Origin of the sequence: Moheibacter sediminis, assembly GCF_900176425.1 — a bacterium.
Taxonomy (GTDB): domain Bacteria; phylum Bacteroidota; class Bacteroidia; order Flavobacteriales; family Weeksellaceae; genus Moheibacter; species Moheibacter sediminis.
The window spans coordinates 1-25,302 of record NZ_FWXS01000003.1 but is presented as its reverse complement, the minus strand read 5'-3'; the positions used below and the strand labels follow the sequence as shown (position 1 = coordinate 25,302).

Sequence of the window (25,302 nt, the reverse complement as noted above, 5' to 3'; positions counted from 1 at the left end):
TTTAAGGCATTTTTTTTAGAAGAACAAAAGTTCCTGGTATAATTTTCTCAATGGCAACCCCATTACATTGTAGTAGCAACCATTGATTCTGGAGATTTTTGCATAACCCAGCCAATCTTGGATTCCATAAGCACCGGCTTTGTCAAAGGGTTTGAAATTTTCGATGTAAAAATTAATTTCTTCTTCGGAAAATTTATCAAAAGTAATTTCGGTCGTTTCTGAAAAAGTCAGGATTTTTTCAGTAGTTTTTATAGTTACAGAAGTGAAAACTTCGTGTGTAGTATCAGACATTTCTGCAATCATCTCAAAAGCTTCCTGGGCATCTTGTGGTTTTCCCAAAACGCGATTATTCAGCCAAACCAAAGTATCTGCGGTAATCAGAATCTCATTTGGATTCAATTCTCCACAAGCATTCGCTTTATTTTCTGAAATGAATTCGGTGATTTCTTCACGGTTCAATTCTTCGGGAAAACTTTCATCCGATTCGATTCTTATAACTACAAAATCAATTCCCAAACCTTTCAAAAGTTCTTGTCTTCTAGGCGATTGCGAAGCGAGAAATATTTTTTTATCAATTAATTTTTCTTGTAGTAGCATCTTAATTAAATTTAGAATTTATTTGAAATTTGTCATTTCGAGCAGAATCTAGAAACAGTCTTAAATCGACTGCGTAGTATCAGCTTCATCATACCATTTTCTTTGTACTTTCATTGTTTGTTCGATAATGTCACGGACGCATCCTTCGCCTCCGTTTAACAAAGAAATGTATTCTGAAATTGCACGTACATCGGCAACTGCATCATTTGGGCAACAAGCGAGTCCAACGTCTTTCATGATGTCAATATCCGGCATATCATCGCCCATGTAAACAATTTCTTCAGGCTTTAAATTATAACTAAAAATTAAATCTTGATAAGCATCCCATTTGTCATGAACACCCGAATATATATCCGTCATCCCCAAATATTTCAGCCTTTCAACTACCATTTGGTCACGACCGCCTGTAATCGCCGCAACACGAAATCCTTTTTTGATGGCAAACTGAATGGCATAACCGTCTTTTGTATGCATCGTTCTGACCATTTCGCCGGTAGGCATCAAGGTTACGGTGCCGTCTGTAAGTACGCCGTCAATGTCCAATATAAATGTGGTTATATTATTTAACTTTTGCTTGTAGCTGATCATGGTAAGTTCTTTGAATGGAATCTGTCAATAATTGATACAATTGCTGTAAACGGGAATCTTCCAGAATTTCTAAATGTTTTTGGATGATGATTTCATCATTTCTTCTTGCCGGACCGGTTTGCGCATCGTAAGGACTCATGTCCTGAACTTTCAATGCTGTTTCCTCAATCAGCGGTTTCAAAACATCAAATGGAAGGTCATTTTCCTCACAGAGTTTATTTCCTAAATAATATAGATGATTCACAAAATTCCCCACCCAAACGGCTGACATGTGAAGTTTTTGTCTTTTGGTAGTGTCAACGCGGTGAACTTCATTCGAAATTTTATCAGCTAAAGCATAAAGTGCATCTTCATCTTCTTTATTATCCGCTTCTACAAAAAATGGAATTTCTTCGTAACGAAGATTTTTTCTTTTGGTAAAAGTCTGTAAAGGATAAAAAACACCTTTTCTGTAATCGCCCTTCAAAACATCTGTTTTCAAAGAACCCGAAGTATGAACCACCAAACAATCATCAAATGGAATGTAATGAGAAAGTTCCTCAACTGCCGCATCGGATGCTGCAATTATATATAAATCAGCTTTTTCCAATTCTGAAATTTTATTTGTAAAACTGATGTTGTGCGATTCGCCTAATTCTTCTGCTCTGGAAAGTGTACGGTTAAAAATTTGACGGACATTGATTGTATTTTGTAAAAGCGCTCTGGTCAGGTGGAAAGCAACATTTCCTGCGCCTAAAATGACTACTGATCTCATATATTCATTCTGATTAACATTCACAAATATAGAAGAATTAAGCTAATTAGTTATTTGGATTAAATGCGAATAATGAAATTTTTAAGAATTTTTTTTCTGCCAAGTGTAACATATTTTAAAAATAGTCGTCTTATGATTAAAGCACGGTAAATTGTTCTTAATAATTAGGCAAAACAAGGTAATGTGCAAAACATAATAGTTAACATTAAATAAATATACAAATGAAAATTCAAGGTTTAATTTCAGGATTAGTTTTTATGAGTGCAATCGTATTATTGGCAAATGGAAACAAAACAGGTTTGACGGGTAAAATCCAAGACGAGTCAGGATTTGGAATCATCTCAAGTTCTTTAGAAGTTTATGACATTAATTCAAAACATAAATTAATTTACAAAGGAGATTCTCAAGAGAATGGAACTTATATGTTGTCAGATTTAAAACCGGGCGAATATAAATTCATTGTAAAGGCAAAAGGATTTGATGACAAAATTGAAACCGTAAAAGTAGAATCAACTTCATTTGATTTGGGAACAATTGTTTTGTGTGAAAATGACATTTCTCTAAACGAGGCCGTTATTTATGGCAAAGCTTCACAGAAAGAAGTTGTGATTTTGGACGAGGTTGTCATCTATGGAAAAGCAAAATAAAATAAGAATTTAACCCAACTAAAACTGTTTAGAAATTAAATTTAATGTTTTTTGTAACAAGTAGAAATTTCTAACAACTTATAGAAGTAAGAAATAGAAAATGATAGAGAAGTTTGATTTTTCTACTTGTTTAACAAGGTAATATGTAAAGCAAAATAATATGAATATGAGGTTATTAACGATGGTTTTCTTTTTGATGTTGAGTGCAATGTCATTTGCAAATGACAAAAAAGGAACCATTACAGGAAAAGTACAGGATGGGGCAGGAAAAGCAATTCCTTATGCATCGATAGAAATTTATACAAAAGGTGAAACACAAAGTCTGGTTTCAGGAGGAATGAGCGAAGATGACGGAACTTTTGTCATCGAAGGCATCGACTACGGGACGTACGAATTGGTAATTACAGCCGTGGGATTTAATGATAAAGTACAAGACATCAACGTTCAAAATGCTGCAACAGATTTGGGTGGAATTGTGATGGGTTCGGATATCGTTGTCCTCGAAGGAGCGGAAATTCGTGCTGAAACGTCTCAGTACAGAACTGAAATCGATAAAAGAGTTGTTGATGTCGGAAAAGATTTGGTAAGTGCCGGAGCAGATGCAGCTTCAGTTTTGAACAACATTCCTTCTGTAAGTGTTGACCAGCAGACAGGAGCACTTTCGCTTCGCGGAAATGAAAACGTAAAAGTAATGGTGGACGGAAAACCATCAAACATTCCTGCTGCGCAATTATTGAAACAATTACCTTCTAATGCAATCGCAAAAGTGGAAATCATTACCAATCCTTCTGCGAAATATGATCCGGAAGGAAACTCAGGTATCATCAATATCATTACCCATAAAAACAAAAGAAAGGGTTACAATGTAGGCCTGGATTTGGGATATACTTTAGGCGACAATTCACGCCACAATGGTTCCGTAAATGCAAATGTAAACACAGGAAGTTTCAACTTCTTTGGGAATTACAATGCCAATTTCGGAAGAAACAGATTTCATGGTGAAGTAAACAATTATGATACTTTATTAGATCAATTTTTTGATGTAAATGACGAAAATAATTCACAAGTATTTAAAGTAGGATTTGACTGGTTCATCGGAGAAAAAACAGCTTTGACATTGTATACAAGCCAATTCTATAACAGAGGAGAAGGTGGTGCACAAGCTAACGTTTTTGATAATGAAGTCAACACACTTTTTTACAATCACAGCGATGTAGATGGTAAATATGACAATCAGGATTATAGTTTAAATTTCAAACAAGATTTCGGAAAAGAAAACCACAATATTGTTTTGGATGCAATTTATTCCACTTCAGACAATAAAGACACACGTAATTATGTAAACACATTCCCGATAGAAACTTTCTCTGAATGGAGAAAAGGTAAAAATGAAAATACCCGTATCAATTTAGATTATACTAATCAAATCATCGATGGCGGTAAAATCGAAGCCGGATTACAATTTAGACAAGAGAAAAATGAAAACGATATGCTTTCAACTCAAGTATTGGATAACGAAGATGATCAGGGGAATCCATTTACCTATTCACCTGATGTAGATTACCAGTTCACAAGAGATATCTATTCAGCTTATGTAAACTACGGACAGACATTTGGTAAATTCGGAATGCAGTTAGGGGTAAGAGCAGAAAGAGTAGAAGAAAACGCAGATTATAATGTAGTTCCTACAGGTGTGGGTACTTTTAAGAATGATTACACAGAATTCTATCCATCTGCATTTTTGACTTATGATGTGACAGAGCGCGGGCAGATATTATTGAACTACAGCCGCCGTGTTGACCGCCCATGGATAGGACAGATGACGCCTGTTCCGGAGTGGACTACACCAACAATGACAAGTGAAGGGAACCCTGAGCTCAGACCGCAGTTCACAAACTCTTACGAATTAGGTTATTTACAAAGATTCAAAGGAGGAAGCCTCAACGCTACCGCATTCTACAGAAAGGTAAACGACGTGCTTTTCCGTTATTTAGAAAACAAAACAATTATCGTAAATGGTGTCGAAACTCCGACAGTTGTACAGAAATACATCAATTATGAAGACTCAGAAAGCTATGGCGTAGAACTAAGCGCAAACTATAAACCAGTCAAATGGTGGAGCTTCAATGCAAGTTTCGACATATTTGCAAACAAATTCTACTTAGGCGAAGAAGAAGTAACCGGAACGCCATGGAACTTCCGTATCAACAACAACATCAATCTTACCAAAGATTTGAGCGTCCAAAACTTCTTCATGTACCGTGGCCCATTCAAATTCATACAAGGAGAAATGCAGCCGATGTGGCGCATGGATTTAGGGATGAGATATTCTTTCATGGATGGAAAAGCCGCATTCACAGCCAGAGTAAGCGACATATTCAAAACATTTAACGCTGAAGCGCACATTACCAATCCAACGCCGGGATTAGGGCAATTCTTCTGGGAATCACAAACCCTTTATGTAGGATTCTCATACAACTTCGGAGGTGAAGTCCGTAAAAGACACCTTAACCAGGAAAGCAACCAGTCAGGCGGCGGTGGCGGCATCGGATTCTAAGTTTCCTTATTACATATATTTTTAATTTTTTATTTCATTACTCAGAAAATCCTCTCAATTCATTTTAAGAGGATTTTTTATTTCAATTTAGGCATGTGCGCCGGCTTCCCTTTAGTCAGGTATCCGCCGCACCGGGCTCTCGGCACTCGCTCTCCGGCGAAATGCCGGAGGAGCTCAAACAGATGCCTCCATCCCTCATGCAATAAACCCAGAGATTGGCTGCACACCCCGATCATTTGTAAGGATATAATTCAAAATCAAAGGAAAATTGATTCCTATCAGTAGGAATTATAAAGTTTTTTTGAAAAATATTTTAGGGATTAATTTGAATTAAAAATATCAGTTAAAATTTGTTTAAAATCAATTTTGATTTCTTAACCAGACTTAATAATATTATTTTAAATCTAATTCCTTAATGTTAAAAATTGTAAAGAGAATTAATTCTTAATCAATAAATATCCGGTGAATTTCTCACCACCGATTTTCATGATATAGACATAAGAGCTTGAAGGAAGCGGTCTGCCAAGATAATAGCCGTCCCATCTGAAATTATTTTCTTTACTCAACGCATGGATGAATTTTCCGTATCGGTCATAAACCTCAACGCGTGCATCCGGTGCATAATTTTGTAATCGGGAAAGATCCCAATGGTCATTGTATCCATCGCCGTTTGGAGTGATGGCATTTGGAATGCTTACAGTGATTGCCGTTTTATAAGTATAGCAGCTGGCATCCCAAGTACGGATTCTGATGATGTAGATTCCTTCCTTTACACCGTTGAAGATATTTCCAACTTGCCAAGGTTTGATGACATTCCCTTCCATGTCTTCTAACTGGTATTCCAGTTCGTCCACATTTCCGGCGATGTGTTCTACCACAATTGAATTGTAAACATCTGTATTCACCACAAAAATTGGGAATTCAATCGGAACTGCTTCCACTAATTCTGTGGCAGCACAATTGGCGCTTCTTACTTCCAATCGGTAAGTTCCCGGTATTTCCACCGTAAGTTCTCTTGCTGTTGAAAGAAGTTCATCAGCATCATTGTACCAGGCATAGGAATCATATCCAAATCCTGCGTTGAAAGTCACACTTCCGCCATCAGGGCAGATAAGTAAATCTTCCAATGTATCAATTTCAATTCCGTCTCTAAGTGTTACAGTAATTTGTTGAGGATTACTACAACCGTTAAATGTTTCCGTAACGATTAAAGTATATTGACCTTCCGGCGTGCTTCCCCAGTTGATTTCAATTTGATTTCCTGATGGAAATCCCGGAATATTGCTGATGGTTCCCTGAAAAGCGGGTTCCACAACAGTCCAGCTATAAGTAGATCCGGTCGTTCCGTTTCCACCGTTTTCATTTTCATCTACACGGTAGATATGAGATGAACCGATACAGGTAGTCTGTTGCCCATACAAGGTGCTTCCCCAGAAGAGAAGCACTTGCATGAAAGCAAACTTTATTAAATTTTGTATATACCTGTTTGGGTTCAAATCTTTTATTATATCTGATTAATCAAATGTAATTGTTGACGTTGTGATGATGATTACAGTTGTATTTGCTGTTACCGGAGGAGTAATGGCTACTACAGTTCCATTTGGCAATTCCATACTTGTAAGTGTTACATCTATCTGAGCAGTCGTTCCATCATGTGTTACGATGATCGTTCCATTGCCTGAAGCATCGACAGTGATTGGTGAAACCGGAGCAGCTGTACCGCCTGTTACCGTAAATGTGATGATACTGTTTGCAGAAGCACCTGTGATTTCAAATTCTGCAGTTTCACCCGAACAGATATCTGTGTCTAATGCTGTCAATACCGGACTTCCGATAGGGCTGATGATTACATTGATGAATTCTTCTGTACCCTCACAGCTTCCATTTGTTTCCAAAACGTGTAAAGTATATTGTCCGGCCGGAGTCGTATCCCAGTTAATCGTCACCGCATTTCCTGATGTGGAAGGAGGTGTGTTTGTGATTGTCATCGTAGTTCCGGTGATGTCTGTATTGGTAGCATCAAATACCGTCCATGTGTAAGTAGAGCCGGTGGTTCCGTTAGGCCCTCCGTCAGGAGCCACAGTATCTACACTGTAGTTTTTAGTTTCACCCTCGAAAATATTCTGGGTAAGCTGAGCCTGTAGCGAATATCCCAAAAGCGAGACAAATAGTACTGCAAATAATTTTAAACTTAAATTTTTCATTTTTTTGTTTAGTATGTTTTGTTATGGCACCAATTGAATTGCTGAAGTCTGAACGATATTTACCTGAGCAGTAGCCGTGATAGGAGGAGTAAACGTTACTGTGTTTCCACCTACATTCATCGAGGTCAAAGTCAATACAACTTGAGTAGCCGGAGCAACATGAGTGATCGGAATAGATACAATTCCACCTGCCAATACCGTTGCGGTTCCTGTTGCCGGAGTACCACCCGTTGCAGTATAAGAAATAACCGCACCTACAGGAGCACCTGAAACATCAAACGTAGCTACATCTCCTTCACATATCGCGTTTGGAGCATCTGCCCATACAAGCGTTGGATTATTTGGCTGAATCACATGCACTTCAAATTCCACTGTTTCCGGAGGACATCCAGCATTCGTTTCGATTACCTGAACATGATAAATTCCTACGGGAACAGCAGCCCAGTTGATGGTTGCTTTGTTTCCAGTTGGAGTTAATACTGCACCCGGAGCCGGTAAGTTCACAATTGACCAAGCATAAGTTGAGCCTGGCGTACCATTCGGCTGGTCATTCAATAATGGTTGTGCCGGGTCAGAAGAGGTATCCACCGTATAGTTAAAAATGGTAGTGGTTCCCAGAGGAACATCCTGATCAGATTGTGCATTCGCAACAAATGCCAATAACATAAATGTCAGAGCAGTTAAAGTTTTCAGAGTGAAATTTTTCAGTTTCATTTTTTAGTGATTAATTTTTTATGGATTGAGTAAAATTATCGGCGATGTTTCTGTTCCTCCTGTGATGTTAAACGAGACTATATGTGTACAGAAAAGAATATTGTTTCGTCTTATCGTTATAGTCAATGTATAGGTATCTTCCTCTAAATTGCTGAATATTCCTGTGGTATTGGTTACATTTACAGGTGTTGTTGTTCCTTGCAGATTGTAACTATAAGTAAATCCTCCTCCCGTAGTATCCATTTGAACTCTTACCCGTGTGGGAGTATTACAAAAAGTATAAGGCAAAGTTCCGGGATTGTCTCTGTATCGGCTGATGTTATCTATTTCCGGAACAGGAGCATTGTTTATGGTGTGATTACCTAAGCTGCCACAATTTTGACCTGTAATATTCCAGTCTGCACTGTTAAAAACTGCTTTTGGAACCTCAGCATCAGGTTTTCTTACAAGTGAAAAACCTGGAGAACCAGGGAATCCAACATCATCTATCGTAACTCCATTTTTACGCAATTGTACCTGATCATTGCCATTGATTCCTGCATTTTGTCCCAGTGACATATTGTAAGTCACATTATTACAAACATTTCCATTTGTACCCACCATAATGAGGTAAATTCCGCCCGGCGGAAGATTTCCTGATAAATTGGGATATCCGCCCTGACCTGTTTCCCAAGCCCAGATTCCCGAACCATAGTCTCCACTTCTCCTTACACTATAGTTAGACAAATTAACGGTTGCATTCGTGGGATTGTATATTTCAATTGCCCCGTAGCTTCCTGCTTGACTATCATTTACATCAGATATAAATATGTCGCTAGCAATCTCCACCTCATCACAGTCTCCACCGCTCAAAGCCGTAAATGCCAGAGGCTGCCATTGGGAGAATCCCACAGCAGATAAGAATAAAAGGAATATCAGTAAATATTTTTTCAAGAAAATGTCGCTCAGTTAATCCCTGCAAAAGTACTATCTCGATTACCCTTAAGCGGTTAACCTACTGTAAACAAAATGTGTGCAAATGATTAAATTCAAAACAATTCCTCCCTCCGATTTTTGGAAGAACTGCAATATGCCTCTTGTACATTGGAACACGCAAGAAAATGTTGGTAAGAAGTTTAAAGCGGTTGTGAAGAATCTCTGTGAAGTAAGGAAAACGGAGCGTGAAGTAGACAAAACGGAACATAAAATTACAAAAACTGACTGCGCAGTAGAGTAAACGGAGCATAAAGTTGCGGGAACAGAGCGTGCAGTAAGTAGTACGGGCAGAGTTGTGGTTGCTTATATCGTTTTCACGACCAGAAGTAGATTTTTAATATTGAATTTAAAATAATTATACTTCAGGAAAAGCAAATCGTTCTACGGTTCAATCTTTTGAGGTGGATTCTTAAGTCTTAGTTTTTTCTTTCGATTGAATTGGTTCCGAAACGGGTAGTTTGATCAATACTTTTATCTATCAGGTGTTTATATTTATCATTCTTTATAATTTGATTTGCTTTACAATGAGGGTAGATTCCTGTATCACTAACTTTGAAACACTTGGTCTCAGTTTTCATATTTTCAGGCGGTTTAAGATGCTAAAAATAGAAAGAGTGGACGTTATGTCCACTCTTAAATTAAAATATTATGAATATTATTTTCTGATTTTCAGTGATTTAAAATAAATATTTATTTCATAACTAACTTTGATACATGACCGAACTTGCGCTACTTAATAAATTCGCAAAGGTATATTCCGCACCTACAATATTTTTACCACTGCTCCAGGTGTTCCCCAATCATCGCTTTTAATTGCTTCGAAATAAGCAATATGGTCTTGTGTCATAGTTCTACCCAATCTGCAGCACGTTAAGAATATTTATATTATCTCAGTTGTTAATCTTGCATCAGAAAAGTATTCTATCTTTACTACCATTAATTCTGATTTAATCATCAGTGCTATTTCTTTTCCTTCTTGGTCAAGTTCATTAATAATGTTATCATCAGCAAAGTTGTTGTAGTGTTCATTTTCATATTTTGACAACCATGCATTTAATCTTTGCCTTATTGCCAAACTTAAACTTAAGTCTTCAGGGTTTATATAGCCCCCTTCGTACTTATTTCTAATGCCTGTGCCGCTCATTGCTGCATCTATAACTAAATATCTCATTTATTTTTATTTAATAGGTCTAAAAAACCGATGGTCAATAATACCATCTTTAGTAACTCCTATTTCAAAAACACCATTTTTATTATTCATAGTACCTTGCTTTTGAAATATATTATATCCATTTTTTTTAGGAATTGGTTTAGTTGATAGAATTCCATCATCAAAACTGTATGGAAAGTTATGACTTACTGGATCCTCTACCCCTCTCATTCTAACTCTAACATCATAAGAAAAGTTATGTCTAAAGGCATTACGCTCAGTAGACAAAGAATTCCTCATCAGTCCTCTTGTAGCTCCTGAAACTCCACCAACTACACTTACACTACCCATAATATTTTAAAAGTCCATTGATCCTTTGTTAGTTGCCAATTTGCGCTAAAGACATCTCCTAAGGTGCCCTCTCGCGTAGCTGCCCAGTAGTTTAAAATATGTTCTTGATTACCCGTCTGTAATGCAAAAGACAACCAATCAGCAGATTGATAATGACCGTCAATATTTCTAGTGAAATCATTAAATTTCCCTTTATCAATTACATAGTCAAGCCTTCCTTCACCTGTGGCAATTCCAAATCCAACTAATCCTGAAGAATTGCTATACAATGGAGTTGCAAAATAGGAATGATTATTTCCCACTAATTCCATTTGATTCTGAGCAACGCTGTAATCATAGTGAATCAGTCCGTTCATATGATTTTGGACAGGATAGTATTCTACTGGTGCACTTTTTCGAGGGCCGAATTCCACAGTATCTAATTCTACCGGTTTTGATTGTTTTGTTTCACCCGTGACATCGTTCACAAGAATGGTTTCAAGTCCTTCTAATTCAAATCCATCAATTACACGATTCTCAGAGAAGTTGTACACTCCATTGTATGCGAAGCTCTCACTGAGCGGATCTACATTAAAGAACCTACCAATGGCTGGGTCGTAGTTTCTGTAGCGGTACGAATACCAGTTGAGGTCATGCTCGTCCTGCAATTCCTGTGACTGGAATTTATACTTCTTATTTTAATGAACGTCTCGGTTTAAAAACTAAAAATAGTTTTTTCTTTTCAATATTTCTTCATCAACACTTCTTTCTGATACACTTAAAATGTTAAAATCCATTTTCAGGCGATTTAAGGAATCAAAAGACAACCAAACAACCTTTTGGTTATCTCGTTTTTCATTTTTTGTATTTTCTAAATTACTGAAAATCAATTCTAAATTCTTTTTATTTTACCGTATCAACATATTTGATACGTTACCACATTTGATAAAGTTCAATTCTTTCGAAAAATACTATCTTCAATCTTCTTATTATCTATAAGACGTTTATAAACATATTCACAAGCCTCAGTCTCATTTGTAAATATTTTCAAAGAATTTTTTTCTCCCCTTTCCTTATAATAAATTTCATATTCTATTGAACATTTCCCTCTTTTTATCACAAGAGCAATCTTATCCTCATCATTAGTAGAGCCGTATAGACCTTGTAAATAGTATTTGCTCTCCGAAACCCCTATTTCCTTGAGGTTTTTGTCTAATTCTTCTATTGTCATTTTTATATTTAATTTACAATGGTGTTATAACTCGTCTTTTAATCAATATATCACCACCAACTGGCGATTGAAATTGAATGCCAAAGCCTGGCTTACCACACATTATTAATTATAATATTTTGAGGAACCTGTCATTCTCTGACTTTATGCGTATACCCCAATCCAGATATAACAAGCTCATCAATTCTTCTTGTTTTTTAAACAATAGAATCCTAAAATCTTTGTCATTATTTCTATTTTCCAATTCATATTTTGTTGCAATTTCAAATGTTACATCTTTGAAAACTCTATAAAGTAACTCATCTTCATTTCTATATAAAGTTCTCTCATATTCTAATCCACGTTCTTTTATTACATAATAAAAAATATCTCCCTCTCCTATATCAATAAAAGGTCTTGCAATATCGTTAGATATATTAAACTCAGGGATAAGATTATATGGAGCATTTATTTTATTCTGTAGTTCTTTTATTTTTAATTCTAGTTTATTTTCTTTCATATAAAATTTATATTTCTCTAAGGTATAGGTTTTATAAATCCTCCTTGAATTAATTCTTGAGCATTAAAAATAGGTGAATAATATTGTTTTCCCAAGCCTGGCTTACCAAACCAAGGAGCAATAGTGGAGGATTGAACCTGAAAAGGCTTAATAATTTCATATTTAGTCGGTGCTCCATAAGTACCAGGAGGCAATGCTCTCATATTAAAAGGAGTTCCAATTGGGGAAAAATATTTTCCAGTCGGTAACCCAAATCTATCTATTCTAGTTCCCGCTGTCAAGGTTGTGGATGTCCATTTTCCTAAGGCACCACCATTCGGTGGATAATAATGTGTTAAAGCCGTTGTTTTTGTTGCACTAGAAACTTTTGAGCCCTTAGAAAGCAAACTGGCTTCACCACCAAGAAAAAATGACAAACCAATTGTTCCATAATAACCCGCCAATTCTTGTTCATCCATTTTTACCTCAAATCTTGGCATTACTTGGTAGTCAGGGTTTCCTGTCGCTAAAGAACCTATCAAATTTACCGGAGCTTCCCAACCGACTCCTGCCAAATCCATTACTGTATTCCCTAAAGCTTTCCCTACACCTGCCTCCAAACTTCCGGCATATGATACGCCATCCCATTTGACAGGGACAAAACCATCTCCATAAGTCCTGAAGTGAGTAGGCTGATGTATACTCATATTATCAATACGAGTAGATACGTCAACACCTTTGTTTACACTCTTTGTAATTACTGCTTCATTTAAGATGGCATCTCCAAAAGCTTCTTGGTTACTAAGTTCACCTGTAAATTCTAATCCTCTCTCTACCATTCCTTCTTTGGTAAGTTCAGCCTCCAGACCTTCCAACTCAAAAGCATCTATAACACGATTTTCTGAAAAGTTATAAACCCCATTATAAGCAAAGCTCTCACTGAGCGGATCTACATTGAAGAACCTACCTATGGCAGGGTCGTAGTTTCTGTAACGGTAAGAATACCAGTTCAGGTCAAGCTCATCTTATAATTCCTGTCCCTGGAATTTGTATTTGAAAGGGTTGTTGGGAATGGGTGCGACGGTAACTCCTGACGGTGACCAGATGAGTCCGGAAGTATTATATTTATTTTAATGAACGTCTCATTTTTTAAACTAAAAATAATTCTTTCTTGTTAATATTTCTCCATCAACACATCTGGAACATTACCCATTAGTTACATCTCTTACATCTAAAAAGCCTTTTCCGTAACCCATATCAGGAAAATACTCATTTACTTTTAAGCCTCTGTTACCATACAGGCTCTGATATTTTTTAAAAAAGTTGTGGCGTACGTATGTTTTGTTGTTCCAGCAAACCTACCTGTACCCCCAACTGCTATTATTTAAAATATTTAATTAAAACCGATATGCTTCTAGATTTTATATCATCAAATATTTCTATTTTACCCCAAAAATATTCTTGTTCGCCACCTAGTTTCTCAATAATATTTAAAACAGTAGCTCCCTCATTCTCTATTGGGGAAATTTGAATAAATTGCAAAAGATTATTTTTGAAATGCAAAATAAAAATCATCCTATCGTTAAAAAAGCGATATTGCCTCCAAATATCATGAGAAAACCAAAGTTCAATATCTGAAGAAAGTAACATTTCACTTAAATAGCTTATTTCGGTTTTTGATGAAAAGCGAAGTTGATTTACTTTTAACTCACCTGTTTTTATGTCTATAGTTATCATTTTAATGGTATTGTTTTAATCAATTTTAAACCTGAATAATCAGGAATAAATATTTGTGGTAATCTGCCTACTCCAAATTGAGGGTTTGCATAAGTTGTACCAAATGCTGCAGGAGTTTTTCCAGTTACTTGATATATTCCAACTTGGTTTCTATATCCAAACTGAGGGTGCTTAGCTACTTGAAGTCCTTCAAATAAAGTGGTTTTGTTTAATCCAGATCTTCTTAAACCACTTAAAGTAGTATAATAATTTGATTGCCCCGGTAGCCCTCCAACAACATATTTTCCTTCTCCTAATGTTATATTCCGCCATTTATCAACTCCCGTATATAATCCTTTCCCCTGCCAACCAGTCGCTAAATCGGCAGCTCTCTCAAACGTCCTTACTGATGTAAAATAATAAAAGCCCGATTAAATCGGGCTTTTGCTTATGCTAATTCTTCTTTGACTGCGGGTAGTAAAGTAATTTCCCCTTTTTCTGCTAACTCCCTTATACCTGATTTTGATAATGCCTTATCTGAAAATGGTACGATAAATTTACTAAACAACTGTTCTAATTTTTCCTTTCGCTTCTCATCGTCCATTGGCTCGTCAAAATCAAAAACTGATTTATATTCGGGTGGCTGTCTTGTGAAGATATTTCCAATATCTCTCTTTACTAAATCTTTACTTCTGGAATAACTATTTCCGAACATTCCTTGTATAAAAATCTTGATGTTCATTTCGTAATAATCCCCAAAGTTCGATTTCTGCAAATCAAGTACAACGATACTTTCGGCACTGTCTTTGAACCAACCGCCAAAAGCACTTTCAAAACCGTTAGACTTAGCTACTTCGCCAAATAATTTCTTAAACTCTTTACTATCCATATATCAATAGGTATCTAAAACGGTTTTCCAATTAATTCCTTTAAACTGTGGCATTGTTTGTAACTCCTGCATATACATATTAAGCTGCTTTTGTCCCTGTTGCATTGCTCTTGGGTTAAAGGGTTTCAACTCGTAAATTGTCCTATTGTTAATATCAAGGAAGTCAATACGTTTTCCACTTGGCAACCTAAATTCTTTAATGCCGTCTGCTCCCACTTTATAGGATTTGTGCATCTGCTGTCCAAGCTTCAAACTTGACTTGGTATATTGAGTACTCGCCTTAGTTGCAAAATTAAGAGAATTTCTCGTAAGCCCTCTTGTAGCTCCTGAAACTCCACCAACTACACTTACACTACCCATAATATTTTCAAAAGTCCATTGATCCTTTGTTAGTTGCCAATTTGCGCTAAAGACATCTCCTAAGTTGCCCTCTCGCGTAGCTGCCCAGTAGTTTAAAATATGTTCTTGATTACCCGTCTGTAATGCAAAAGACAACCAATCAGCAGATTGATAATGACCGTCAATATTTCTAGTGAAATCATTAAATTTCCCTTTATCAATTACATAGTCAAGCCTTCCTTCACCTGTGGCAATTCCAAATCCAACTAATCCTGAAGAATTGCTATACAATGGAGTTGCAAAATAGGAATGATTATTTCCCACTAATTCCATTTGATTCTGAGCAACGCTGTAATCATAGTGAATCAGTCCGTTCATATGATGTTGGATAGGATAGTATTCTACTGGTGCACTTTTTCGAGGGCCGAATTCCACAGTATCTAATTCTACCGGTTTTGATTGTTTTGTTTCACCCGTGACATCGTTCACAAGAATGGTTTCAAGTCCTTCTAATTCAAATCCATCAATTACACGATTCTCAGAGAAGTTGTACACTCCATTGTATGCGAAGCTCTCACTGAGCGGATCTACATTGAAGAACCTACCAATGGCTGGGTCGTAGTTTCTGTAGCGGTACGAATACCAGTTGAGGTCATGCTCGTCCTGCAATTCCTGTGACTGGAATTTGTATTTGAAGGGGTTGTTGGCTACCGGAGCGATGATGACTCCCACAGGAGACCAGATGAGTCCTGCGGAATTATATTTTGAATGCTTAAGACCGAAAGGGTAGTGATGGGACTCGTCTAAAACCCTGAGATTTCCGGTCTGCGGGTCTTTGGTATAGCTGACCCGTATGTTACCCAAGTGGTCGTTATGGTTGTAAACATAATTGAAATATTTTATTTCACCTCCGAGGAAAGAACTCTGTGTGGTTACTTTTACATATCCTTCTGCATGTGGGAAAAATTCAAGTATGGGAGTGGTAGTTCCGGTATAATTATATTGGAACCCGTCCAGGTATTCTGTGGTAATGACAGATGAGCCATTGGTTACCAGCTTCTGTACTTTTTGTCCTGAGGCATTGTACTGGTATTCAATTTTTTTGGTTGATGACCAAAATACTTGTGTGGGTTGATTGAGATGATTGTAAATAATATTTGAGATGCCTTTGTTTAAATCTTTCTCCATATTTCCGTTGGCATCGTAGCTATAGTCATTGGATGTTCCGCTGGTACCATTACTGAAACCTATTGTACTATTGGCTGCATCTGTAACTTTTATCAGTTTATTGGAATTGGCTGTGTAAGTGTACAAAAGGTCATCTGTCAGCATAGTTCCGGTAGGGACATCCGTTTCAGAAGAATTTCTTTTAATAGATGTGATGTTTCCATTGAGATCGTATGTCAGTCTTTCATTAAAGTTACCAGGGAATGGGACCGTTGTACCCGGTTTATGGTAATGGGCATTGCGCAACCTGTTGAGCTGATCATATTCGTATGCATAACCTCGTATAGTATTGTCCGATGCTGTTCTCCACTTTGTCTGGGAGATATTCCCGTTGAACAGTCCATCTATTCCTAAGTCTGCAGAAACATCATCATCAGAAGTGTTGTAGTATATTTTAAATGCAAATAAATCTATTGGGAATCCTGACTGCGTGAGAGTTTCAACATTGTTGATGTCCGTCATCCATCCCCGTATGTTGTATTTATAATCTACTTTTTGCAATGCAGCAAGTGTAGTGGTATTTCCTACTCCTTTTGAAACCAGATGGCCTAAAGCATCGTAAGTATTGCTGGAAATGCGCTCTACGTTCCCTGATCCAATTTTATTGGTAGCGCCAAGAAGCCTTTCCTGATGGTCATATGTATAATTATCCTGAACGACTATCTCTTCGTCTGTAGTGAGTCTTTTATGATATGTTTTGGTATATTCAGGTTTTCCTCTGAAGTCGAGTTTAGTGTCAATATAGGTATATCCGCCTAAATAATTAACCTTGTAGTTTCTGACAGGCTGTAATTTGTTATCATAATATAAATAGGATTGTTCCCATCTAGTGGTTCCAAGGATTCTGGTATAAGAGGCAACAGGAACTCCATTTAAACTATTGACCTGACTGATTACGGTTTGTCCTTCAACTGATGAGGGAACTGATAATCCTGTTGGGAGAATATTTGCATAATTGTCATAATAATTGACACTCAGAAGCGAAAAACTACTTATAGGAAAAGCAGTTTTGGTATAATAAACCGAAGTTCCGTCTTGCGAGAAAGCTGTAGTAACTCTTTCTTCATTATTGCTTCCCATTCCATCTACACTATTTTGTAGGTCAATTCTGGTTTCAGGTCGATTATAAGTTCCTGAGTAAGCTTCTCTTCCAAATTTATCATACTTGATAAATATCCAGGGATTTATTGCATCTTTTGTCGCAACAAGCCTGTCTTGTTTGTCATAAACAAAAATTTCCAGTCCTTTACCGGGAAGCTGTTTCTCTACTAATCTATTTCTTTTGTCATATTTATACTGATACCCCATTTCAGTGATATTCGCTGCAGTAATAGTTGCAAGATCAGATAACTTTGGGGGAAGCATGTAAGTAAGGTTTCCATAGCTGTCATAGACGTAATAAGTGTCATGTTTGGTAATAGTATATGTAGAACCTGTAGTAGAAAACTTTCTGATCAGCACTGTTTGCCCTTTTCGATTTACAAATTGTTCGGTTTTATGACCATTTTCGTCAGTCTGAGTCGTTTTATGAAGAAGTCCTGCACCATAGTTCCCTACTTTCTGAAGACTGATGTCATAAATTTTATTAGTGGAATTCCATGTTGTAATTGCTTTGTAATTAACTACTGTTTCACTGGCAGGCGTTATAGGTGCTATTTCATATTTGTATTCAACTTCATTTCCTGAACCCAGAGACCATGCTGTTCCCGGTGCAGATTTTTTGAGAGGACGATTGAGCGGAGGTGCTTCGAGCTCGACTTCGAAATAAAAATATTGGGGTTCGTTGTAGTTGGTCTCGTAATAGTTTGTGTAAAGATCCCGAAAATCTGCTTCGTCAATAATCGCCCCTCCTGACTGTGATGTTGGAACCGGAAGCATTTTTTTGATTAACCTTCCATAATCTCCATAAATTTGCTTTACGGCAACATCCTTTTGGTCAGGAGTTCCTGATATATTGATAACCTGAGTCGTTGCGCCAAAGTTATTTGAATAAACGATATTGTCAATTTTACTTCCGTTTTCACCATTTTCGGTTAAATACTCGGTACTTTTTATATAATTATAAAATACCGTTATTGGTTCTTGTCCTTTAAGATTAAAAAGACATAAAAAAGCAACTGCTATAAGAAATATTTTGTTCTTCATGGTTTAATTTGTTAGGGAATCATTCATGTGGTATTCAAATTTCTGCACCAGCTTTCCATTATTATCTATTATCTGATGGAGTTTTCCATTTGGATAATATATATATTGGGTTTTTAATCCATTGCTTGACACCATCGTCCTGACACCAGTATTAGGATAATAGGTATATCCAGTAATCAATCCCTTTACGCTGACCGTGGAATGAGTTCTCAAATTATTGATATAAGTTAATAATGTAGTTTCATTATTCGGATTAGTCGATGATTCAGTCTTAATCTGTGTAACGATGGAAGCAGGTAGTTGTTCATAAGTCATTCCTTCAACTGTTACAACCGGATAACGGTCATTATAACCCCAAATTACAGAGATAACTTTTCCATCAGGGGTACTTTGTTGAATTATATGTCCTGCGTCATCATATTTGTCTATAGTAAACATCGTTTCGAGTTCATTTGTCCCTTTAGCGGAAGATTGTTCAACAGACCTTATTTGATTGACTGTATTGGTATTGTTTGCATAATCAGATTGGCTAGTTGATAAAATAGCAGTGCCTTCTTTCGTTATTGTTTTAATAACGGTATTTAGCCTGTGAGCATTTGTCAATTCCTGCATCAATGAAAGTGATGTGTCGGCGAGCAATTGATCAGGATAATAGAATTCTTTTTTCAAATTCTCTTCGACATTTGTTTGAGATAACAAACGTTTATATGCATCAAAATTGTATTCTGTAGTATTGATTATGGGGGTATTACTGTACTCAAATAATCTTGTTTCGGTTTTTCGCAATAAAACAGCAGCTGTGCTCCTTCCTTCCTGTCCTCCTACATCAAAACTTTCAGGAAGATCGGTAGCCGCAATATCAATCAGACCTCCTGAGGTAGCAGGTTTTAACGAATAAATATTCTTAGTCTTTGAATAAAGTCTATTTGTTGGAATGGTTTCAGGCGAAACCCCATTATAATCTCCTTTTAAAATATATTGTTCTTTAGGCTTTCCTTTCAGATAATAATTCTTATTGTAAAAAGTATTAATGGTCTGTGCTTCTATGGTTCCCCGAAATGCAGTTTCCCCCATTAAATTAGCTTCTAATAAAGATTTAGGGCTCATATAAGATTTTACCATTCCAAATCCATAGAACTCTCTTTCCCGTCTGTCATAGTAACCATTCTTGTACTCAAAAAACTGATTTATCATCGTATAGTCTCCCATATTTGAAACGTTAGTTTTTTTTGTAGTTCCTTGAGTAACATTGTTCAAAACCCACTTACTGATGGGCATATCATACGTGTTTCCTATTGGAACATAATTCATTCCAAAATATGAACTACGGTCATATGATATATTAGAACCCTGATCATTGCGTATTGTTGTAACAAGTAAATTATTTACAACTGATAATTTATTAACATCCCCAAATGTAGAATTGTATATTTTAAATCCGGTGTCAGTTTCCACTAATAAATCAACAAAACCATCACCATTGATGTCTTTAAATACTTTATTAACTTCTGAAGATGTAACATTTCCATTGAACATCATCCATGCACCTGCTTTTACATAAGCAGGAATTACCCAGATCATAAAATTCCATGATACAACGATTCCAACCGTAATATTACCAGCTGCCGAAGAGTCCTTTGTAAATTCCTTTAAATCAAAGAAATCATATAAAACCACACCTGATGTTGAAAACGCATTACCCAAATTGTACTTGACGTAAGCTTTGTCGTCATGCTCGTAAACAAGATCCATCAATCCATCATTATTGATATCTACAAACTGGGATTTTACATCGCTTTGAGAGAAACTACCACCGATTGAAACGTCTACAATACCTCCCACATTGGTGTTGGCTCCCAGATTTCCGAGTGCACCACCAAATCCTCCTCCGATACTTACTCCAGTTGACCCTGCAGGACTAGAATTGGAAGGTGTATAATTAGACCCTGCATCAACGGTAACAAATGAAGTGCTCATAGTTTGTCCTAAACTGTAATAAACTTTGTAAGTATTGTTGTCTTTGACAATCCAGTCAGTAAAACCATCTCCATTTATATCCATCCATAAATCATCTTGCTTGATGTCTCCCTCCATTTCATCATGTGACAATCCTACTCTTGCAGAGGCATTGTTTTGATCTCCTGCAGTTCCTCCTGAAGCTGCAGCCTTAATAGAGGAAACTAAATTGGAAATATCTGAACTATTAAATGATCTTGAAAAAGATTTACCCTTTACTTTACTGCTAACAAATTCCAGAGGTCTGTTCATGATTGATGTAACAGCATTTTTCTGCCCTCCTGTCATGGTTGTGAAGTAAATTTTATTATTGTGGATGATTTCAGGGTATCTATCTCCATTCAAATCCACAAAACGTGTTGTATATTTATTCTCGCCTTCACTTTCGCTCCAAATAAACTTGCGCTTAGATTTATATTTACCTGTTCCGTACATTGAAATGGCATTCATGCCTGTTTCCAAGTCAGCTTGAAGAGTAGGGTAAACTTCAGGCTCATCTTCTCCAATTCCTCCTCCATTAAAAGGATTGTTGAAGACATCAAATTTGCCGGCACGTGCTGATGTTTTATCCACATACATATCTTCATGAAATCCGATCCATTTGTCTATAAATGTATTATCTACTTTTTTACGAAAAGGAGTTGCTGGTAAAATACATTGATTTCCTAATAAGAATCCCATCAAATCTTCTATGGTTGAAATTCCTAAAGATGCAAGATAGCCTTCAATCTCGCCGGTTTCTATTTCGTCTCCAGGTGTCAATCCTAAAGCGGCTAAAATGGCTGCTTCATATTCTTCAGGTGATTCATAACTCTCCGGTGGACCAACTCCATCCAATAAATCGTAAATTCCTTGTGTCATTGCACTGCTGTTAAGTGCATTTATATCTATTAATTTATCACCTTGGGCATCTACAGGTGTTGTAGAACTTGCTAACTCGGGGTTGTAGAAGAATTGGCCAAAGCCTAAATACATTGGCCCAAAAATAGAATTTTCATATTTTTTTATTGGATTAATAAAATGATTATCTATAAGAGGTCTATTATCAGCTAATAAAAAATTGTTTAATAAATCAACACTATTATTATCCAAATCATCATTTGTAGAAAAGATTATATAATACCCATTTCTTGCATCATAATTTGTAAAATTTAACATTATAGGATTTGTATTATCTACTGTTAGATTTCCGTTTGAAACTGTTATTTTTCGTTTTCCTATCATTTGTTGATCCTTCTTAACTATTAAATAAATAACTCCATTGTTATTATTTCCTATATTATAAGAATTATTTACTAATTTTAATTTAAGAGAATAATTTATAGGTAATTGATTTTGATAAATTGGACCCATGTATCTGATAGGAATTTCTGATGGAGGATATTTACTATATGCCTCAATTTCATTATTCTTATTAAAATAGAATGAATATTTAGGAACTAAATATTTTTCCCCATTTATATTCTGAATATTTCCTTCAGAAATTAAAGTTCCCGTATAAGTTATTTTTGGACGCCAGACTATATCTTGCCATTTTACATTGCTTGTTGAAATTAATTTACAAATCACATCTGTATAAGTATATTCACCAGTCTGAGTATTTTCTGTATACGTAGTTTGTAAATTTACATTTCCTGAAGATATTGAAGTTGAACCGTAATTGAATAATTGATTATTAATAAATTGCTCATTAATTACTTCGCCGTTTTGATTGATGGTTCTCTTAATTATTCGTAATCTTAAATCATCCGATAGAGGTTGTGTCAGATTGAAAGATTGCCATGAGATATTTGCTGTTCCATTAAATTTGAGTTGAAAAGGTTGGTTGTCTGATAATACAAATTTATCATTTATATTGAAATTAATTATATCGTCTCCATTATCATCTAAATACCATTGGTCTCCACTACATAAATCATTCGTTACTTCTGTTTGCCATTCTATTTCGGGATTGGGTGTATTTTTATTATAATGAACACGGAAAAAAAGTTGGTAAGTAAAGGATGTACAATTAAGGCAACTTTGATTCTGAGTTACATTGATTTGTGGCATATTAGAGGATAGATAACCACTAAAGACTATACATGTAGAGCCAGAATTTACATTAACAGCTTCAATTGACACCTTTATTTTCTGACCTACAGCTAATGAATTGGGATTTTTTAATTTTACTATACCCTGCAACCCATGTTCATGGCGTGGGAATAATGTTATTACTTTCACCGCATCATATCCCATTTCAGGCTCATCTTCTATATTATGCTCATCATCAGCCTCTCCTTCTGGAGATATAATATCTGCCACAATTAACATGTTTTCTGTAGGTTTACTGGAAGGCAAAAACCTACGTTTACCCTGAGCGTCCAAATGATTAAAATAAACCAATGAATTATCTCCCTGTTTCACTACGAAATCCGGTAAAAGATCTCCATTGGCGTCAACCATATAATGGGATAGCATGGATTTAGACTTATAATTTTTTATTCCAAATTTAGCAAATAGGTATTCCATAGAAAACCCAAATAGTCCGTTGATGAGACCTGCTTTTTGTGTTCCTTCTCCTTTTAGGAAATGATTTACATCTTCTAACTTTTTTGCAGTAGAACTGTATGTAACATTTATTGCAGGATTGTATATTAGTTTAAATTCACTTTTACAGCCTAAACATGTATTTTCAAAATATTTAAGCTGACCTGTTGAATCTTTGTAAAGAATGTCCTGCAGCCCATCTCCATCTATGTCAACCATTGCAATTTTACCACTGGTAAAATTTGCTTTTAAATCATACAATGGGATATTTAAAAAGGTACCGTTTGCAGACATGTTTTGCCAAGCAATCCCCGCTCCACCGGAGACATTTAATTCCCCTCCGATTCCGGAGTTTTGGGTTGTTCCTAAACGGGAAAGTTTTAAGTAATCATCCAAGCCTAAAAGCATGTCGGTATTTAATAAACTCGAAGATGGAGTTGTCGCTGAACTTTCTATAAAAGATACATTGCTCTTCGGGGTGACTACATATGAAAATGTGTGATGAAAAACCAAATTGTCATTTCCTTTGAATTCTTCTACTTTTTTAAGAGTAGTTTTCCCATAAGCTCCTGTTCCATAAGTAAAAACATGTTTTCTTATCACAACCGGATTGGCAGGACCGTTATATAATTCATTGATTTTTATGCCATTAAGCTTATTTACGATTACATCTTTGTATCCGTATCTTGCTGACATGGATTTATCTAATCTTGTTCCTCCATCTAGTTCGAAAAGAACTTCGTACATAGGTTGTTTGATAATTTGGACGGTTGTACCGTTTAATTTTTGTAAACCTGTGTAGCTGATTTTTTTCAAATACAAATGCTTTCCTCCAGCCAAATTTCCTGTAGGTAAAGTACCAGCTTGGTATTCATATTTAATAAAATAACCATGAGTATCAACCCGTTTTTTAAGCGCCCAAAATGCATTATTTGTACCTGATTTGGTAACGTATGATTGGTCAAACCCTGTTTGATCATCTCCTCCAAACCAACTGATACTTCCGTCCATATTGGTTACTTTCCAATAATAATTTTCAGGCTTATCTCCAATTCTTTCAATTTTCGCATACATTTCTTTCCTTCTGGGATGGAATACTTTTATTTTATTATTTCCTGTTCCAGTGGAAAAATCTCCTCTATTTTGAGCTATGGTTGTGTATAATGTCTGTCCATTTGAATTTTGAGAAGTTTTATGTCTATGAGGTAAAAAATTATCCGGATACATCAATTGCTCCCCAAACAAACTATACAATTCGCTTTCTAAGTTTGGATCAAATCTGGGAACGCCCCACCTTGTATCTAAATAAACTGCAGGAACACCAATATTCCAACCGATTCCCATCCAAGAGTTGCCTGCATCACTATTATAGTTAACAGATAAAGAGGGTGTCACTCCATTTAATCCTTCCGGCAAAACAATTGGATAATTCAAATTGGCACTTCCATCAGGTGAAGCAGTAGGAGGTGTTATAAAACTTTGAGGGAATAAACTTACATCTTGAGCAGTAGCAAAATGGCTAACAATGAAGATGCAAAATAAGAGTAATGTATTTTTCATAAGTTTAATTTCAGATAAGGAGGTTATGATGAATGTTTTCAAAATGTTTTAGATTAAGTTTTAGATTATTTATTACCTTTTTTAATGACTTTGACATCGTTCACAGCACCGTCAATTGTAATTTTGAAGATATAAACTCCCGGAGGGTAGCCCTGCAAATCAATAGGAGTGGTTCTGTAAGGTAAGTCTTTGGACTGAAGCTTTCTTCCCACCATGTCAAAGACTTCCACTTTGGCTGTGGTGTAGCTTTCTGAGATGACGATGTTGGTGTATTGATTCGTTGGATTCGGGTAGATTTCAACGAGCTGTCTCTGCTCATCCTGCCTGTTCTTTTCTCCCAGCTTTACCACCCAGAAGTCATTGCCGCCGATGCTTGCCCTGTCTTTGTCATCTGATTTCTTTGAATCTGAATTGCCTGCCAGGATGTATCCTCCGTCTCTTGTTTGGGTCAATCCTTTCAATTGGTCGGTGTCTTTTCCTCCAATGGTCTTGCTCCAAAGCATTTCTCCCTTGTGGTTTATCTTTAAGGCGATGTAGTCATTGATGCCTTTGTTGTCTGTCTTTCTGCCTAGTGTTTCTGTTGAAGCATAGCCTCCCAGCAGGTAAGTATTGTCTTCTGATTTTGTAGCTGAAACCAATACATCCCATTGTCCGAA

Annotated in this window: 20 protein-coding genes and 1 pseudogene; 2 read left to right on the top strand and 19 right to left on the bottom strand. The window is 36.3% G+C overall.

The window, feature by feature from the left end; translation table 11 throughout:
• Positions 1-15: 15 nt before the first annotated feature.
• Genes B8977_RS05150 through B8977_RS05140 form a run of 3 tightly spaced genes read right to left on the bottom strand, consistent with a single transcriptional unit; the run spans position 16 to position 1,939 of the window.
• Positions 16-597 (bottom strand): Maf family nucleotide pyrophosphatase, encoded by a 582-nt coding sequence (locus tag B8977_RS05150; RefSeq protein WP_084016622.1) that lies wholly within the window; start codon positions 595-597, stop codon positions 16-18.
• A 60-nt stretch (positions 598-657) separates the two neighbouring features.
• A complete protein-coding gene (locus tag B8977_RS05145; protein ID WP_084016621.1) occupies positions 658-1,185 on the bottom strand; it encodes a KdsC family phosphatase in 528 nt (175 codons plus the stop codon).
• The gene (locus B8977_RS05140) at positions 1,157-1,939 is read right to left on the bottom strand and encodes a Rossmann-like and DUF2520 domain-containing protein (RefSeq protein ID WP_084016620.1); all 783 of its coding nucleotides are present in this window, start codon (positions 1,937-1,939) and stop codon (positions 1,157-1,159) included. The genes B8977_RS05145 and B8977_RS05140 overlap by 29 nt, the downstream gene beginning before the upstream one ends.
• A gap of 221 nt (positions 1,940-2,160) precedes the next feature.
• Between B8977_RS05140 and B8977_RS05135 the strand changes: the two genes are divergently transcribed.
• Both B8977_RS05135 and B8977_RS05130 read left to right on the top strand, forming a co-directional pair.
• Complete coding sequence (locus B8977_RS05135) at positions 2,161-2,586, top strand: carboxypeptidase regulatory-like domain-containing protein (RefSeq protein WP_084016619.1); 426 nt, start codon at positions 2,161-2,163, stop codon at positions 2,584-2,586.
• A 166-nt stretch (positions 2,587-2,752) separates the two neighbouring features.
• Positions 2,753-5,143 (top strand): TonB dependent receptor, encoded by a 2,391-nt coding sequence (locus tag B8977_RS05130; protein ID WP_245828449.1) that lies wholly within the window; start codon positions 2,753-2,755, stop codon positions 5,141-5,143.
• Positions 5,144-5,580: 437 nt separating this feature from the next.
• On the opposite strand, the gene B8977_RS05125 is transcribed toward B8977_RS05130, so the two are convergent.
• The 16 genes and pseudogenes from B8977_RS05125 to B8977_RS05055 all read right to left on the bottom strand — a co-directional run.
• Entirely contained in the window at positions 5,581-6,594 is a 1,014-nt protein-coding gene (locus B8977_RS05125) for a T9SS type B sorting domain-containing protein (protein ID WP_084016617.1), read from the bottom strand.
• A 63-nt stretch (positions 6,595-6,657) separates the two neighbouring features.
• A complete protein-coding gene (locus B8977_RS05120) occupies positions 6,658-7,347 on the bottom strand; it encodes a hypothetical protein (protein ID WP_143736337.1) in 690 nt (229 codons plus the stop codon).
• 21 nt (positions 7,348-7,368) lie between these two features.
• A complete protein-coding gene (locus B8977_RS05115; RefSeq protein WP_084016615.1) occupies positions 7,369-8,061 on the bottom strand; it encodes a hypothetical protein in 693 nt (230 codons plus the stop codon).
• Positions 8,062-8,079: 18 nt separating this feature from the next.
• Positions 8,080-8,994 (bottom strand): lamin tail domain-containing protein, encoded by a 915-nt coding sequence (locus B8977_RS05110; RefSeq protein ID WP_159447454.1) that lies wholly within the window; start codon positions 8,992-8,994, stop codon positions 8,080-8,082.
• Positions 8,995-9,398: 404 nt separating this feature from the next.
• A pseudogene (locus tag B8977_RS15340) lies at positions 9,399-9,527 on the bottom strand (IS1 family transposase); the annotation flags it as partial.
• A gap of 389 nt (positions 9,528-9,916) precedes the next feature.
• On the bottom strand, positions 9,917-10,207 hold the full coding sequence (locus B8977_RS05105) for a hypothetical protein (RefSeq protein WP_084016613.1): 291 nt from the start codon (positions 10,205-10,207) through the stop codon (positions 9,917-9,919).
• 6 nt (positions 10,208-10,213) lie between these two features.
• Complete coding sequence (locus tag B8977_RS05100; protein ID WP_084016612.1) at positions 10,214-10,537, bottom strand: hypothetical protein; 324 nt, start codon at positions 10,535-10,537, stop codon at positions 10,214-10,216.
• Positions 10,525-11,184, bottom strand: a complete 660-nt coding sequence (locus tag B8977_RS05095; protein ID WP_084016611.1) for an RHS repeat-associated core domain-containing protein — start codon at positions 11,182-11,184, stop codon at positions 10,525-10,527. Before B8977_RS05095 ends, B8977_RS05100 begins: the two co-directional genes overlap by 13 nt.
• 284 nt (positions 11,185-11,468) lie before the next feature.
• Positions 11,469-11,747 carry a hypothetical protein gene (locus B8977_RS05090; RefSeq protein WP_084016610.1) on the bottom strand — a complete coding sequence of 93 codons (279 nt, stop codon included), beginning with the start codon at positions 11,745-11,747 and terminating at the stop codon, positions 11,469-11,471.
• Between the two features lie 109 nt (positions 11,748-11,856).
• Positions 11,857-12,246 (bottom strand): Imm63 family immunity protein, encoded by a 390-nt coding sequence (locus tag B8977_RS05085; RefSeq protein WP_084016609.1) that lies wholly within the window; start codon positions 12,244-12,246, stop codon positions 11,857-11,859.
• Between the two features lie 17 nt (positions 12,247-12,263).
• Complete coding sequence (locus tag B8977_RS05080) at positions 12,264-13,064, bottom strand: TNT domain-containing protein (protein ID WP_143736336.1); 801 nt, start codon at positions 13,062-13,064, stop codon at positions 12,264-12,266.
• A 541-nt stretch (positions 13,065-13,605) separates the two neighbouring features.
• Positions 13,606-13,962, bottom strand: a complete 357-nt coding sequence (locus tag B8977_RS05075) for a hypothetical protein (protein ID WP_084016607.1) — start codon at positions 13,960-13,962, stop codon at positions 13,606-13,608.
• Between the two features lie 427 nt (positions 13,963-14,389).
• Positions 14,390-14,830, bottom strand: coding sequence for a DUF4304 domain-containing protein (locus tag B8977_RS05070; RefSeq protein WP_084016606.1), 441 nt, complete (start codon positions 14,828-14,830; stop codon positions 14,390-14,392).
• Positions 14,831-14,833: 3 nt separating this feature from the next.
• The gene (locus B8977_RS05065; protein ID WP_084016605.1) at positions 14,834-18,541 is read right to left on the bottom strand and encodes a DUF6443 domain-containing protein; all 3,708 of its coding nucleotides are present in this window, start codon (positions 18,539-18,541) and stop codon (positions 14,834-14,836) included.
• 3 nt (positions 18,542-18,544) lie between these two features.
• Positions 18,545-24,646 (bottom strand): SpvB/TcaC N-terminal domain-containing protein, encoded by a 6,102-nt coding sequence (locus tag B8977_RS05060; protein ID WP_084016604.1) that lies wholly within the window; start codon positions 24,644-24,646, stop codon positions 18,545-18,547.
• A 65-nt stretch (positions 24,647-24,711) separates the two neighbouring features.
• Positions 24,712-25,302: T9SS type A sorting domain-containing protein (locus B8977_RS05055; protein ID WP_143736335.1), on the bottom strand; the 591-nt coding region annotated here is incomplete at its 5' end.

Bases quoted from the DNA above. Each gene is read 5' to 3' on its own strand.
- B8977_RS05125 (WP_084016617.1), bottom strand. From the start codon at position 6,594: ATGCAAGTGCTTCTCTTCTGGGGAAGCACCTTGTATGGGCAACAGACT.
- B8977_RS05070 (WP_084016606.1), bottom strand. From the start codon at position 14,830: ATGGATAGTAAAGAGTTTAAGAAATTATTTGGCGAAGTAGCTAAGTCT.
- B8977_RS05140 (WP_084016620.1), bottom strand. From the start codon at position 1,939: ATGAGATCAGTAGTCATTTTAGGCGCAGGAAATGTTGCTTTCCACCTG.
- B8977_RS05115 (WP_084016615.1), bottom strand. From the start codon at position 8,061: ATGAAACTGAAAAATTTCACTCTGAAAACTTTAACTGCTCTGACATTT.
- B8977_RS05065 (WP_084016605.1), bottom strand. From the start codon at position 18,541: ATGAAGAACAAAATATTTCTTATAGCAGTTGCTTTTTTATGTCTTTTT.
- B8977_RS05120 (WP_143736337.1), bottom strand. From the start codon at position 7,347: ATGAAAAATTTAAGTTTAAAATTATTTGCAGTACTATTTGTCTCGCTT.
- B8977_RS05060 (WP_084016604.1), bottom strand. From the start codon at position 24,646: ATGAAAAATACATTACTCTTATTTTGCATCTTCATTGTTAGCCATTTT.
- B8977_RS05145 (WP_084016621.1), bottom strand. From the start codon at position 1,185: ATGATCAGCTACAAGCAAAAGTTAAATAATATAACCACATTTATATTG.
- B8977_RS05085 (WP_084016609.1), bottom strand. From the start codon at position 12,246: ATGAAAGAAAATAAACTAGAATTAAAAATAAAAGAACTACAGAATAAA.
- B8977_RS05135 (WP_084016619.1), top strand. From the start codon at position 2,161: ATGAAAATTCAAGGTTTAATTTCAGGATTAGTTTTTATGAGTGCAATC.
- B8977_RS05150 (WP_084016622.1), bottom strand. From the start codon at position 597: ATGCTACTACAAGAAAAATTAATTGATAAAAAAATATTTCTCGCTTCG.
- B8977_RS05090 (WP_084016610.1), bottom strand. From the start codon at position 11,747: ATGACAATAGAAGAATTAGACAAAAACCTCAAGGAAATAGGGGTTTCG.
- B8977_RS05075 (WP_084016607.1), bottom strand. From the start codon at position 13,962: ATGATAACTATAGACATAAAAACAGGTGAGTTAAAAGTAAATCAACTT.
- B8977_RS05080 (WP_143736336.1), bottom strand. From the start codon at position 13,064: ATGGTAGAGAGAGGATTAGAATTTACAGGTGAACTTAGTAACCAAGAA.
- B8977_RS05100 (WP_084016612.1), bottom strand. From the start codon at position 10,537: ATGGGTAGTGTAAGTGTAGTTGGTGGAGTTTCAGGAGCTACAAGAGGA.
- B8977_RS05105 (WP_084016613.1), bottom strand. From the start codon at position 10,207: ATGAGATATTTAGTTATAGATGCAGCAATGAGCGGCACAGGCATTAGA.
- B8977_RS05130 (WP_245828449.1), top strand. From the start codon at position 2,753: ATGAGGTTATTAACGATGGTTTTCTTTTTGATGTTGAGTGCAATGTCA.